The 13140-nt window shown below is 73.4% G+C and carries 11 protein-coding genes; 6 read left to right on the top strand and 5 right to left on the bottom strand.

Features of this window, described 5'->3' with window-relative positions; genetic code table 11:
* The 5 genes from ACJOT3_RS26290 to ACJOT3_RS26310 form a co-directional block, all read right to left on the bottom strand.
* Positions 1–1246: DUF58 domain-containing protein (locus ACJOT3_RS26290; RefSeq protein WP_406975789.1), on the bottom strand; the 1246-nt coding region annotated here is incomplete at its 3' end.
* Positions 1246–2229 (bottom strand): AAA family ATPase, encoded by a 984-nt coding sequence (locus ACJOT3_RS26295; protein WP_406975790.1) that lies wholly within the window; start codon positions 2227–2229, stop codon positions 1246–1248. The genes ACJOT3_RS26290 and ACJOT3_RS26295, both read right to left, overlap by 1 nt.
* A gap of 47 nt (positions 2230–2276) precedes the next feature.
* Positions 2277–3500: a DUF4350 domain-containing protein gene (locus ACJOT3_RS26300; protein ID WP_406975791.1), complete on the bottom strand. Its 1224-nt coding sequence runs from the start codon at positions 3498–3500 to the stop codon at positions 2277–2279.
* Positions 3497–4120: a DUF4129 domain-containing protein gene (locus ACJOT3_RS26305; protein ID WP_406975792.1), complete on the bottom strand. Its 624-nt coding sequence runs from the start codon at positions 4118–4120 to the stop codon at positions 3497–3499. Before ACJOT3_RS26305 ends, ACJOT3_RS26300 begins: the two co-directional genes overlap by 4 nt.
* Positions 4117–5613, bottom strand: coding sequence for a glycerophosphoryl diester phosphodiesterase membrane domain-containing protein (locus tag ACJOT3_RS26310; RefSeq protein WP_406975793.1), 1497 nt, complete (start codon positions 5611–5613; stop codon positions 4117–4119). The genes ACJOT3_RS26305 and ACJOT3_RS26310 overlap by 4 nt, the downstream gene beginning before the upstream one ends.
* A gap of 447 nt (positions 5614–6060) precedes the next feature.
* Between ACJOT3_RS26310 and mtrA the strand changes: the two genes are divergently transcribed.
* From mtrA to hpf, 6 genes are all read left to right on the top strand, one after another.
* Positions 6061–6738, top strand: a complete 678-nt coding sequence (mtrA, locus tag ACJOT3_RS26315; RefSeq protein WP_073376517.1) for an MtrAB system response regulator MtrA — start codon at positions 6061–6063, stop codon at positions 6736–6738.
* 16 nt (positions 6739–6754) lie between these two features.
* Entirely contained in the window at positions 6755–8500 is a 1746-nt protein-coding gene (gene mtrB, locus ACJOT3_RS26320) for an MtrAB system histidine kinase MtrB (RefSeq protein WP_406975794.1), read from the top strand.
* Positions 8497–10353, top strand: a complete 1857-nt coding sequence (locus tag ACJOT3_RS26325) for an LpqB family beta-propeller domain-containing protein (RefSeq protein ID WP_406975795.1) — start codon at positions 8497–8499, stop codon at positions 10351–10353. The genes mtrB and ACJOT3_RS26325 overlap by 4 nt, the downstream gene beginning before the upstream one ends.
* Before the next feature lie 103 nt (positions 10354–10456).
* Positions 10457–10876 carry an SgcJ/EcaC family oxidoreductase gene (locus ACJOT3_RS26330; RefSeq protein ID WP_406975796.1) on the top strand — a complete coding sequence of 140 codons (420 nt, stop codon included), beginning with the start codon at positions 10457–10459 and terminating at the stop codon, positions 10874–10876.
* Positions 10877–10992: 116 nt separating this feature from the next.
* Entirely contained in the window at positions 10993–11703 is a 711-nt protein-coding gene (locus ACJOT3_RS26335) for a ComF family protein (protein WP_406975797.1), read from the top strand.
* 710 nt (positions 11704–12413) lie between these two features.
* Entirely contained in the window at positions 12414–13088 is a 675-nt protein-coding gene (gene hpf, locus ACJOT3_RS26340; protein ID WP_406975798.1) for a ribosome hibernation-promoting factor, HPF/YfiA family, read from the top strand.
* Positions 13089–13140: the final 52 nt, after the last annotated feature.

A 13140-nucleotide genomic window follows, 5' to 3' on the forward strand; every position in this document is an offset into this window, starting at 1 on the left:
TGTGCTCGGGTTCGGCGTCCACGACCTCCACCCCGAACCGGCGCAGCTCCGCCGTCACCCGGCGCCGCTCGGCCAGGGTGCGTTCGGCGGCGGCCGCCCGGTACACCGCCGCGGAGTCGTCGCGCCCGGCCGCCATCGCCGTCACCGCCGGGTCCTGCACGGCCGCGACCAGCAGCAGGTGCCGCGCGGTCAGCGCCGCGACCCGGGGCAGCAGCCCCTCCTCCAGCGCCGCCGCGTTGAGGTCGGTGAGCAGCACCACCAGGGAGCGCGCCCGGCCCTGGGCGGTGAGGATCGCGCTCGCCATGCCCGCCGGGTCGGACTCCAGCAGCTCCGCCTCCAGCGGGGCCATCGCCTCCACGATCCGGTGCACCTGGCTGCCCTTGCCGGCCGCCTTGACCTGCGCCCGCACCCGGCGGTCGTAGGCCAGGAAGTCCACCCGGTCGCCCGCCTTGCCCGCCAGCGCGGCCAGCAGCAGCGCCGCGTCCATGGCGTGGTCCAGGCGCGGGGTGTCGCCGACCCGGCCCGCGGAGGTGCGCCCGGTGTCCAGCACGATGAGGATGCGCCGGTCCCGCTCGGGGCGCCAGGTGCGCACCACCACCCCGTCGTTGCGGGCGCTGGCCCGCCAGTCGATGGACCGCACGTCGTCGCCGGGCACGTAGTCGCGCAGCGAGTCGAACTCGCTGCCCTGGCCGCGCACCATCGCCGTGTGCTGCCCCTCCAGCTCCCGCAGCCGCGACAGCTTTCCGGGCAGGTGGCGGCGGCTGTGGAACGGCGGCAGCACCCGCACCGTCCACGGCGCGGACAGGGTGCGCTGGCGCCCGGCCAGCCGCAGCGGGCCCAGGCTGCGCACGGTCACCCCGGCGGCGCGGGCGTCGCCCCGCCGGGTCGGGGTGAGCGTGGTGCCCACCCGGCGCCGTTCGCCCGCGTCCACCCGCAGCGGCCGTACGCGCGGTTCGACGTTCGCGCTCGGCGGCCAGGCGTCGCGCACGGTCCCGCGCAGGCGGCGCCGCGTCGGGTTGGCGACGGTCACCTCCACGGCGGCGGTGTCGCCCAGCCGCAGCGAGGTGTCGCCCGCCCGGGACAGCCGCAGCGCCCTGGGGCTCGCCGCCAGCAGCACGTCGAGGACGACCAGCACCACCAGGACGGCGACGGCGGCCGCGGCCGCCCACGGGCCCAGGGACCCGGAGAACGCCACGGCGACCGTCAGCACCCCCGCGAGCAGGACCGCCCGGCCGGTGACCACCATCAGCGCGGCACCGGGACGGAGGACAGCACACCCTCCAGGATCCCGTCGGTGGTCGCGCCCTCCAGCTCCGCCTCCGGCCGCAGCGAGATCCGGTGCCGCAGGGTGCCCTTGGCCAGCGCCTTCACGTCGTCGGGGGTCACGTAGTCGCGGCCCGACAGCCACGCCCACGCCCGGGCGGTGCGCATCAGCGCGGTCGCGCCGCGCGGGGAGGCGCCCAGCTGGAGCGACGGCGACTGCCGGGTGGCCCGGCACAGGTCCACGATGTACCCGAGCACCTCGGGGGCCACCCGCACGGTCTCCACGGCCCGGCGGGCCGCGTGCAGGTCGGCGGCGCCCGCCACTGCGGTCACCCCCGCGGCACTCAGATCGCCGGGGTCGAACCCGGCGGCGTGGCGGCCCAGGATCTCCACCTCGGCCTCCCGCGGCGGCAGCGGCACCGTCACCTTGAGCAGGAAACGGTCCAGCTGCGCCTCGGGCAGCGGGTAGGTGCCCTCGTACTCCACCGGGTTCTGGGTGGCGGCCACCAGGAACGGGTCGGGCAGCGCCATCGGGCGGCCCTCCACCGTCACCTGCCGCTCCTCCATGGCCTCCAGCAGCGAGGCCTGGGTCTTGGGCGGGGTCCGGTTGATCTCGTCGGCCAGCAGCAGGTTGGTGAACACCGGGCCCTTGAGGAACTCGAACTTGGCGGTGTGCTGGTCGTACACCAGCGACCCCGTCACGTCGCCGGGCATCAGGTCGGGGGTGAACTGCACCCGCTTGTGGTCCAGCGACAGGGCCGCCGACACGGTGCGCACCAGCAGCGTCTTGGCGACACCGGGCACACCCTCCAGCAGCACGTGGCCGCGGCACAGCAGCGCCACGACCAGGGCGGTCACCGTCTCGTCCTGGCCAACGACCGCCTTGGCCACCTCGCGCCGCAGGGCGACCAGGGCCTGCCGCGCCTCATCGGCCGAGGGCGGTGCCTCGTGTGTGAAGGCGCTCACGTGCCGTCCACCTCTCTCGCTCTGTCGGGAACTCTCTGCCGGGCCGGTCACCGCAGTCTCCGCGACCGCTCGTCCAGCTCGGCGGCCAGCCGCAGCAGGCCTTCGTCGTCGATCACGTACGGGTCCGCCCCGGACGGGTACAGCAGGGCGCCCACGACGGCCGGGTCGTCCCCGGTGCGCTGGGCGACCGCCGCGATCACCGCGTCGGGCGGGGCGTCGGGCCCCAGCCCCAGCCGGGCGGCGTGCCGGTCCAGGAAACCCGTGCGCAGCGCGCCGACCACCCGGTCGCGCGCCACGCGGGAACGGTACAGGGCGGCCCGGCCCTCGGTGGTCTCCGAGGCGCGCACCACCACCGGCAGGGACTCGGGCACCAGCGCGCCCATGCGCCGGCCCTGCCACACCACGAGCAGCACCAGGCCCGCCGCCAGCGGCAGCGGGGACCAGCGCACCCCGGCGGGCAGCAGCTCGGTCAGGGACGCCGAGCCCTCCTGCCGGGGCGGGTCGGGGCGCAGCCACACCACGGTTCCGGCGTCCATCAGGTTGAGCGCCAGGGCGGCGTTGCCGCCCTCGTCCAGCAGCCGGTTGGTCCACGGGTTCCCGTTGCCCAGCACGGTGGTGGTCGTGCCGCCCTCGGCCACCTGGACCAGGGCGTCGCCGGAACCGTCCGGGTAGCAGCCCACGGCGTCGACCCCGGGACCGGCGGTGTACAGCTCGCCGTGCACGTAGGAGCGGCCCGCGGCGGTGGCGGCGGGCAGGTCGCAGCGCGGCTCCAGCGGCCGTTCCAGGAGGTCGCGGGGCAGCTCGCGGCCGGTCATCTCCACGCCGGGGGCGAACGCCTCCAGCGACCGCACCGAGGGGCGCACCAGCACGGTGTCCGCGTCCAGGGCGGCCAGCCGGTCGAGCTCCTCGGGCAGCAGCCGGTGGTCCAGGAACACGACCAGGACCGCGTCGCCGGAGGCCGCCCCGACCGCGTCGGCGGCGTCGCCGGAGGTGCGGACCACCTCGACGTCGCGGTCCTCGCCCAGCACGTTGACCAGGGCGCGGGTGCCGTCGGGGGCGACGCTGCCGGGCTCCAGGTGGCCGGTGGGGAACGGCTCGCCGCCCAGCGACATCAGCACCGACAGCACGATGAGCCCGGCGGCCAGGATCGTGGGGAAGCGGGCGGCCCGCCAGAGGCGGCGGCCGGCCGACCCGGGGAGAGCGCTGGTGGAAGCGGCCGGGTCGGCGGGGGGTGCGGGGGACGCGGGGGCCTCGGGGGAGTGGACGGTCATCCGCGCGCCTCCTCGGGGTCCAGGGCCGGACGGGCCGCGCTCAGGCGCTCGTCGAGTTCGCGCAGCGTCCGGGCGGTGTCGGCGGTCGCCGTGCGGTCGCCGTAGACGACGTCGTTGAACAGGCGGGCGCCCTCGCGCAGCCCCGCGGCCTCGCCGGGCAGGGCCGCGGCGGCCTCGGCGGCCAGCTCGGTGGCGGTGCGCCCGGCGCGCGGGGAGATGATCGTGCGGTCCTCCAGGTCGACGCTGATCGCGCGCATCCGCTCGGTGACGGCGGCCGTGTACTCCCCGGCCTCCTCATGGGCCCGCGCGGCCGCGCGGTGGTCGGCCGCCGACCGGGGCGCGGCCCGGTGGACGGAGCCCTCGGCCCGGCGGCTCCGGGAGGGGCGCAGCCACAGGACCAGCCAGAGCACCAGCAGGGCGACCACGACGAGCACGATCACGGTGACCCACCCGCCGCCGACCCCCGGGGCGGGGACCTCCAGGTTGGAGAGCCACTCCCAGAAGCGGTCCCACAGGGACGGCTCCTGCTCCCCGTACACCGGGTCGCTCAGCTCCTCGATGGCGCGGCGCCGTCCCTCGTTCCCGGTCACCTCCAGGACGGCCGCGAACGGCGCGGTCACGCCCGCTGCTCCGGCAGGTAGATCTCCGGGCCGACCTCCTGGCCGGACAGGGCCGCGGTGTGCAGCTTCAGGTCCAGGCCCTCGCGCCGCATCCGCAGGTCGACGTAGAGGAGGGTGTTGACGCCCACCCGGAAGGGCTGGGTGATCGCGGCGGCGATGACAGTGCCCAGGTAGGTGACGGCGCCCGCGGCCACGAGCGTCCAGCCCGCCTCCGGGTCGATGAAGGTGAAAACGCCGGAGGCGATGCCGAGCGGTGTGGCCAGGATGCTGCTCACGAAGAAGAGCAGGACCCCGGTCAGCGCCCAGACGCCGAAGGTGCGCCACCAGTGGCCCTGGGACAACCGCCAGGAGCGGGCCATGGCCTGGAACGGCCCCAGCCGCTCAAGGACCACGATCGGCAGGGCGTAGTAGAGCCGGATCCAGATCCACAGGAACGGGGCGAAGACGACCGCGAGGCCGCCGATGAAGGAGACCGCGCCCACGAGGAGTCCGACCCAGACATTGGAGGCGACGCCCGCGAGCGCACCGAGGAAGATCGCCCCGAACACCACCACCATGAAGGCGGTCCACAGGACCGTCATGATGACGAGCTGGATGAGGGCGAGTCCGATGACCGCGCCGAACCGGCTCTTGGCACCGGCCCAGGCCTGGGCCGGGGTCAGCCGGTACCCGAGGACGGCCATGCCCACCGTCGTGGCGAGCAGGCCCACCAGGATCGAGCCGCCGAGATAACCGATGAGCTCGCCGACCATGGTCAGACCGAAGGCCAGGGGCGAGCCGGGGAAGATCGGGACGTCGGGGTCGACGGCGTACGGGTCCATCAGCGACTGGTCGAGCCAGTCGATGTAGCCGTCCGTGTACCAGGTGGAGGCAGCGGCGGTGACGATGGACGCGACGGCCATGATGATCAGCGACAGGCCGACCATGGTCTTGGGGTTGCGGCGGATGAGCGTGAACGCGCCGTTGAGGATGTCCCCGAGGGTCATCGGGCGCAGCGCCACCACGCCGGGCTTGGCCGCCTGCGGGATCTGCCGGTAGCCGGGGTGGCCGTATCCCGGCTGCTGGGGGTACTGGCCCTGCGGGTACTGGCCGGGGGCCGCCTGCCACTGCGCGGCCTGCCACTGGCCGGTGTTCGGACCTGACTGCGGGCCCGGCTGCGGGCCGGTCTGCCACTGGCCCTGCCCCTGCGGCGGTCCGTACCCGGGCGCGGCGAACCCGGGAGCCGCCGCCCCGGGGGCCTGCGGCCCGTACCCGGGAGCTTGCGGGACCTGGGGTGCCTGGTGGTCCTGGGCCGTCCGGCCCGCGGGCTCTCCCGAACCCGGAGCGGCGAACCCGGCGGGCGCACCGCCCCCGGGGGTGTCGGCCCCTCCCGGCGCGGCCCAGGACTCCGCGCTCCCGGCCCCCTCCTGGGCGCCGGACACGGGCGATCCACCGTCGGCGGGCGCCTGCGGGGTCTCCCCCGACGGGCTCCGGTGGTCGTCCTCCTGGGTCATCTGCCCCCGCCCTCCGTGAGGTTCGGTTACGCTGCGCAAGCGGACCGGGTTCCGCAATTCACGTCTCGGAGAACAACCTACCGGCCGGTTCCCCCGAAGTCGGGCGTGGTCCGGGTACCTTCAGGGGCAACCGACGCACTTCATTCCTTTTGTATGCTTTCTGTTACCAACCAGTCGGGTGTTATCAAGGGCACCATCACCCTTCCCGGCCAGGGAGGACACCCGAAGTGGCCGAAAACGGCCCCGGAAGGCCCCAAAGACACCGACCGCGCTTCCCGCCGCCCCAGGAGATGGCAAGGTGGGGGGAGAATGACGGTTCCCCGCGTCGGTCGGTGACGGCGCACCAGAGACCGTACCGACGACGTTCGAGTTGTTCGAGGAGAGAGGAGTAGGCGCCGCGAACCCCGCCCCACCGGGTGGGACCGACGCCCGGCGCCGGACACACCGATGAAGGGACGTGTACTGGTTGTCGACGATGACCTCGCCCTCGCCGAGATGCTCGGCATCGTGCTGCGCGGCGAAGGCTTCGAGCCCTCGTTCGTCCACGACGGCGACAAGGCACTGGAGGCCTTCCGCGAGACCAAGCCCGACCTGGTCCTCCTCGACCTGATGCTCCCCGGCGCCGACGGCATCGACGTGTGCCGCCAGATCCGCGCCGAGTCCGGGGTTCCGATCGTCATGCTCACCGCCAAGAGCGACACCATCGACGTCGTCCTGGGCCTGGAGTCGGGCGCCGACGACTACATCGTCAAGCCGTTCAAGCCCAAGGAGCTCGTCGCCCGCATCCGCGTGCGCCTGCGCCGCACCGAGGAGCCCGCGCCCGAGGTGCTCCAGATCGGCGACATCACCATCGACGTCGCCGGCCACGCCGTGCGCCGCGACGGCGAGCAGATCAGCCTCACCCCGCTGGAGTTCGACCTGCTGGTCGCCCTGGCCCGCAAGCCGCGCCAGGTGTTCACCCGCGAGGTCCTGCTGGAGCAGGTCTGGGGCTACCGCCACGCCGCCGACACCCGCCTGGTCAACGTTCACGTGCAGCGCCTGCGCGCCAAGATCGAGAAGGACCCCGAGCACCCCGAGGTCGTCGTGACCGTCCGCGGTGTCGGCTACAAGGCCGGTACGGCCTGATCCGCGCGCACCGCCCATGACCGCAGCCGCACCCGAGGAGCAGCGGGGGGCCGACCCCGAAGGGGAGCGGCCGCCCCGGCCCTCCGGACGATCCGAGTCCGGAGGGCGCCGCCGTGATGCCCGGGACACCGACTCCGGGCTCACCCGCGCCTACCTGTTCGCCCAGCGCGCCGCCCGCGCGCTGGTCCGCGGCGTCCACACCAACTGGCGCCGCTCCCTGCACCTGCGCGTCATCTCTACGACCCTGGTGCTGTCCCTGCTGGTCATGGCGGGCCTGGGCTACGTGCTCATCTCCCAGGTGCGCAGCGGCCTGCTCGACGCCAAGATCGCCACCGCGGTCAACGACCACCGCGCCGGGCTCAACTACGCGCTCGCCGAGATCCAGGAGAACGAGACCGGCGACCGCGACCGGCTGATGTACAACATCGCCAGCGAACTCGCCGGGCGCAGCGGCGACACCGGCCTGTACGGGGTCGTCATCCTGCCGTCCGTCGACGACGAGCTCGGCTGGGTCGGCGAGGAGTCCCCGGACCGGCAGCTCGACGACAGCGTCCCGGAGCGGCTCATCGCCCAGGTCGGCTCCTCCATGGGCGACCAGCAGTACTACACCTACACGCGCATCACGAACGAGGCCGAGGGCACCGAGGAGCCCGCCCTGGTCGTGGGCGCCGAGCTCACCCACGCCTACGAGCTGTACTACGTCTTCCCGCTCCAGCACGAGCAGGAGATCCTCGACCTGGTCCAGCGCACCGTCGTCCTGGTCGGCGCACTGCTGGTCATCCTCCTGGGCCTGATCGCCTACGTCGTCACCCGCCAGGTCGTCTCCCCGGTCCGCTCCGCCGCCCAGTCCGCCGAGCGGCTGGCCGCGGGCGACCTGTCCGAGCGCATGACCGTCCAGGGCGAGGACGACCTGGCACGCCTGGCCGTGTCCTTCAACGACATGGCCGGGACCCTCCAGGAGAAGATCCAGGAGCTGGAGGAGCTGTCCAAGCTCCAGCGCCAGTTCGTCTCCGACGTCTCCCACGAGCTGCGGACCCCGCTCACCACCATCAAGATGGCCGGCGACCTGCTCTTCGACGACCGCGACGAGCTCGAACCCGCCATGCGCCGCTCCGTGGAGCTGTTGCAGAGCCAGGTGGAGCGGTTCGAGGAGCTGCTCGCCGACCTGCTGGAGATCAGCCGCCACGACGCCGGCGCCGCCACCCTGGGGACCGAGCCCTCCGACATCCGCGACGCCGTCATGAAGGCCGTCGGCGACGCCGAGCAGATCGCCGAGAAGCGCGGCATCAAGGTCGTCATGCGGCTGCCCGCCGACCCGTGCGTCGCCGAGTACGACCCCCGCCGGATCAACCGCATCCTGCGCAACCTGGTGGTCAACGCCATCGAGCACAGCGAGGGCCGCGACGTGGTGGTCACCGCCGCGGGCGACCGCGACGCCGTCGCCGTCGCCGTGCGCGACTACGGCGTGGGCCTCAAGGAGGGCGAGGAGCACCTGTGCTTCGACCGCTTCTGGCGGGCCGACCCGGCACGGGTGCGCACCACGGGGGGCACCGGACTGGGCCTGTCCATCGCCAAGGAGGACGCCACCCTGCACGGCGGTTGGCTCCAGGCGTGGGGCATGCCCGGCCAGGGGTCCCAGTTCCGCCTGTCCCTGCCCCGGCACGCGGGCGCCGAGCTGCGGGGCTCCCCGCTGCCGCTGGTACCCCCGGAGTTCTCGCTGGGCCGTGCCTACCCCCGTGAGGGGGGAGAGGACCACCCGTGAGCAGAAACCTCCTGCTGTTCGGCGCCTCCGCGCTGTCCTGCCTGTTCCTGACCTCGTGCTCCAGCGTGCCGATGACCGGCCCGGTGGTCCCGGGCGAGGGCGGTGACAGCAGCGCCGACCCCTACGGCGGCTACGTACGGCTGCTGCCCGCGGGCCCGCAGACCGGCATGAACCCGGACGGGCTCGTCGGCAGCTTCCTCAAGGACATGGGCAGCTTCGAGGAGGACCACGGGGCGGCCCGCATCTACATGCTGCCCGACACCGGCCGGGCGTGGTCCCCGGACGGCTCCGTCAAGGTCTTCACCGACCTGGACACCGTGGACCTGGAGACCGAGGTGTCCGAGGACGGGCTCACCGCCACCGTGCGGATGCGCACCCCGCTGGTCGCCACCATCGACGAGGACGGCAAGTACCGCCCCGGCGCCCCGGGGACGCTGATGGACGAGACGTTCACGCTCGCCCGCGAGAACGACGACCCCGAGGGCGAGTGGCGGATCCTGAGCCTGCCCGACGACCTGATCCTCAGCCAGCTCGACGTGGAGCGCACCCACCGGCCGTTCAACCTGTACTACTTCAACCCGGAGGGCACCGCCCTGGTGCCCGACCCCATCTACCTGCCGGTGAGCACCGACCGGCTCGCCGAGCGGCTGCTGGCGCGCCTGGGGGAGGGGCCGACCTCCTGGCTGGCCCCCGCGGTGCGCTCGGAGTTCCCCGACGAGGCCCGGGTCGGCGTGAACGCGGACGCCGAGAGCGTCGTGGTCGAACTGGACCGCGTCGGCGACATCGACGAGTTCCGGCTGGGCGCCCAGATCGCCTGGACGCTGCGCCAGATCCCGGACGTGCAGGAGTTCACCCTGGTCGTGAACGGCGAAGAGGTGGCGTTCGCGGCCGCCGACGGCGACAGCGCCGACCGGCCCCGGCCCGCCAGCTCGTTCTGGCACGGGGTCGGCCCGGGCGCCCTGCACTCGGGGGCGCGCGCCTACTACGCCCACGAGGGGCAGCTCTGGTCCGCCTCGGAGTGGGAGACCGACGTCTTCGGCGACGCCGAACGCGTCCCGGGCCCGCTGGGCGCGGGCGACGTCCTCCTGGAGCGGTTCGCGGTCTCCATCGACGAGAGCACCGTCGCGGGCATCACCATGGGCGGCGGGACGGTCGTGACCTCCTTCGCGGCCGCGGGCGCCGAGGTCTCCGAGGTCCTCGACGACGGCGTCTTCACCGAGCTGTCCTGGGACATCGACGGGAACCTGTGGGTGGTCGAGGAGGTCGGCGAACCGGACGAGGAGTCCGACCCGGACCCCTCCGAGCCCCCCGCCGACCCCGAGACGCTCCCGGACCCGGCCCCGCCGGAGCCGGGCTCCTCCGCGGTCTGGGTGCTGCGCGGCGCCGAGGAGGTGGTCCGGGTGGACGTCGGCGACCTGCGCGACGAGTCCCTGGTGCACTTCCGGGTGTCCCGCGACGGCGCCCGCGCCGCCGTGGTCACCGAGTCGGACGGGCGGCGCTCGCTCAAGGTGGGCCGCGTGGTCACCGACGAGGACGGCCGCGTCTCGGTGGAGGACTTCGTGCCCCTGGCCGCGGAGCTGGAGGAGGTCACCGAGATCTCCTGGCGCTCGGCCGACCAGCTGGTGGTCCTGGGCCGCCGCGAGGCCGGCACCGACCAGGTCTTCCTGGTCGCCCTGGACGGCGGCACCCCGCCCTCCAGCGCGGGGAACTCCGTCACCGGCCTGGTCACCATCGCCGGCGCCCCGGGCCAGCCCCTGGTCGCGGGCACCGACGACGGCAACATCTGGATCTCCAACGACCGCCTGAACTGGCAGACCGCCGTCGAGGGCAGCTCCCCCACCTTCCCGGGCTGATCCGGTGGCCTCCGGGGGGCGGCCTCCGGCGGTCGGCCCCCCGGGCGGATCGGTCGGCCCCGGGGGTTGACCTCAACATTGGTTGAGGCTCGATGCTCGGGCCATGGACACGACACAGCCGGACGACAAGACCCGCGAGACCGAGACCGAGCGCCTGCGCGCGGTGGTCGCCGTGCTCGAACACTCCCAGCGCGAGAGGCTGCCCGAGGAGTTCATCGGCCTGTTCCGCGAGGACGCGATCTGGACGACGGCGCACGGCAGGCGGCTGTACGGCCGGGACGAGATCGCCGCGTTCACGCGCAAGGTCCTGCCGAACGCCGTGCAGGAGGGGACGGTCTTCTACGAGGTGGAGCACGTGCTGTTCCTGCGCCCCGACGTCGCCGCGGTCAAGGCCCGCGCGACCTACCGCGGCCCCGACGGCGCGCGGATCGGCAACCAGGGCAGCCCCATGTACGTGATGACCAAGGAGGGCGGCCGCTGGCTGCTCACCGCCAACCAGAACACCGAGATCCTCGACGCCTGACGCCTGACGCCTGACGCCTGACGCCTGACGCCTGACGCCTGACGCCCTCCGCCCGGGTTGTCCACAGGTTCGGGGAGGGGGTGGCGGGGCGGGCGGCGGTCGCCGATCCTGGGTTCATGGATGGTGTGAAGGCCCTTGTCAGGGCACTCGTGCGGGTGTGGGGCGCGCTGCTGGACCTGCTGCTCCCGCGGGCCTGCCCCGGATGTGCCGGGCCGGCCGGGGGGTCGGCGCCGCTGTGCGGGATGTGCCGGGACGGGCTGGCGCGGCGGCCGCACCGGTGCGCGCCGCGCCCGGGGTGCCCGCCGGTCTGGGCGGCAGGGCCCTACGCCGGGCTGCACCGCCGGGTGCTGCTCGCCTACAAGGAGGGCGACGACGCGCTGGCCGGGGTGTGGGGCGAGCGCCTGGCCGTGGTCTGCGGGGCCAGCGGCCTCGTCCGCGCCGACACCCTGCTGGTGCCGGTCCCCGGGCGCGGGCCGCCGCACGATCCGCGCGCCCCGGTGGCCCGGATCACCGCCGCCGCCTGCGCCGAGCGCCGCGGCGGGACGCCCCTGCCGCTGCTGCGCTACCGGGGCCGGGTGCGGCGCCAGGCGGGCCTGGGCCGCCGGGAGCGGCTGGCCAACCGGGCGGGCGCGTTCTGCGCGGACCCCGTCCCGGCGTGGGCGGCCGGCCGCCGGGTCGTGGTGGTCGACGACGTCGTCACCACCGGCGCGACCCTGGCCGAGGCGACGCGTGCGCTGCGGTCCGCCGGGCTGCACGTGGCGGGCGCGGTGGTGCTCGCCGAGCGCCTCGCGTCGACGAAGGGGAACGAGACCCTGTCCCGGAGGTGAGGAGAAGGTTTTACGAACACCCTCGAAACCATGAAAAGTCCTTGTGTACAGGGGTTCGCGGTGGTTTTCCGGGGCTTGGGGCCGGGGTCCCCACCTGACATCCTCGCCAGGACAGGTTACGGTCACCGTATGGCACCCGTCCGGGTCCGTGGTTGCGTCGGAGTTTCGGTGTCCCTGGGAAGACCAGGGCACTCCTCCGGCAAGCCGATGCCAGGCGCAGGCGAAACGGCCCACGTAAGGCGACTTTTCGTCGACCGATCACGGTGCGCCTTAGAGGTAAGCCCTGCCCCGCGGAGGGTCCCGATGTCCCTCACGACAGGGAGAAGAGCAGTAGTCGCGGATAAGAGCGGCGAAACTCTCAGCAGGCGGATGTGGGGACGAAGACCAGGTCGGCCGGACGGGTGGCATCCCATCGGGGGCCTCGCCATGGGCGAGCCCCCGGGGATCCCCTCACGGGTTGATTTCCCCCTGGTCGCGACGAAAGTCCCTTTCCCCAGTTCAGAGGTCCCGACGATCATGTGCGTGGGACGGGTGATGACCGTGTCCCCGGTGGGTATACGCACTTTCAACCGAGACGTGATCCGCGCAGAACCGGATCACTCGCAGAAGGGGGCTGACCGAGCGAGACCCTTCCGTCCCCCGAACGACGGAAGGTGCAGAAGCCAGCCTGGCCGTCGCCTTCTCGACGGCCACGCGATGAAGGGGGTCCTATGGACATCATCGTCAAGGGTCGACGCACCGGTGTGAGCGACAAGTTCCGACAGCACGTCGAGAACAAGCTCGACAGGCTCTCCAAGTGGGAGAAGAAGGGCATGACCGTCGATGTGGAGGTGTCCACGGAGCGCAATCCCAAGCTCGCCGACGTGAAGGAACGCGTCGAACTCACCATCCGCTCCAACGGCAACGGCCCCGTCGTTCGCAGCGAGGCCGCCGCGGTGGACCGGCACGGCGCCCTGGACATGGCCATCGACAAGATCGAGGCGCGCCTGCGCAAGGCCGCCGACCGCCGCAAGGTGCACCGGGGCACCCGGGCCCCCGTCTCCGTCTCCTCGGCCACCGCGCACCTGCCCGGTGACCTGCCCCCGGAGGACACGATCGTGCAGGCGCCCCCGGCCCGCCGCAGCTCCGACGAGGAGGTGGGGTCCGACACCGGGCAGGCCCGCTTCTCCGACGAGTTCGTCGAACTCGACACCCAGGGGGAGGCACCCCTCATCGTCCGGGAGAAGTCCCACCAGGCCAAGCCCATGAGCATCGACCAGGCCCTGATGGAGATGGAGCTCGTCGGCCACGACTTCTTCCTCTTCCACGACGAGGTCAAGGACGCGCCGAGCGTCGTCTACCGCCGCAAGGGCTTCAACTACGGCGTCATCCGCCTCGTCGACTGACCCGGCTCTCTCCCCTCGGGAGCCGAGGCCGAGAGCCAAGGCATGAACAGGG

The organism is Nocardiopsis protaetiae (genome assembly GCF_045446735.1).
Classification (GTDB): domain Bacteria; phylum Actinomycetota; class Actinomycetes; order Streptosporangiales; family Streptosporangiaceae; genus Nocardiopsis; species Nocardiopsis protaetiae.

Excerpts from the sequence above, each read along its gene's own strand:
- ACJOT3_RS26300 (WP_406975791.1), bottom strand. The coding sequence starts at position 3,500 with ATGACCGTCCACTCCCCCGAGGCCCCCGCGTCCCCCGCACCCCCCGCC.
- ACJOT3_RS26310 (WP_406975793.1), bottom strand. The coding sequence starts at position 5,613 with ATGACCCAGGAGGACGACCACCGGAGCCCGTCGGGGGAGACCCCGCAG.
- mtrA (WP_073376517.1), top strand. The coding sequence starts at position 6,061 with ATGAAGGGACGTGTACTGGTTGTCGACGATGACCTCGCCCTCGCCGAG.
- mtrB (WP_406975794.1), top strand. The coding sequence starts at position 6,755 with ATGACCGCAGCCGCACCCGAGGAGCAGCGGGGGGCCGACCCCGAAGGG.
- ACJOT3_RS26330 (WP_406975796.1), top strand. The coding sequence starts at position 10,457 with ATGGACACGACACAGCCGGACGACAAGACCCGCGAGACCGAGACCGAG.
- ACJOT3_RS26335 (WP_406975797.1), top strand. The coding sequence starts at position 10,993 with ATGGATGGTGTGAAGGCCCTTGTCAGGGCACTCGTGCGGGTGTGGGGC.
- hpf (WP_406975798.1), top strand. The coding sequence starts at position 12,414 with ATGGACATCATCGTCAAGGGTCGACGCACCGGTGTGAGCGACAAGTTC.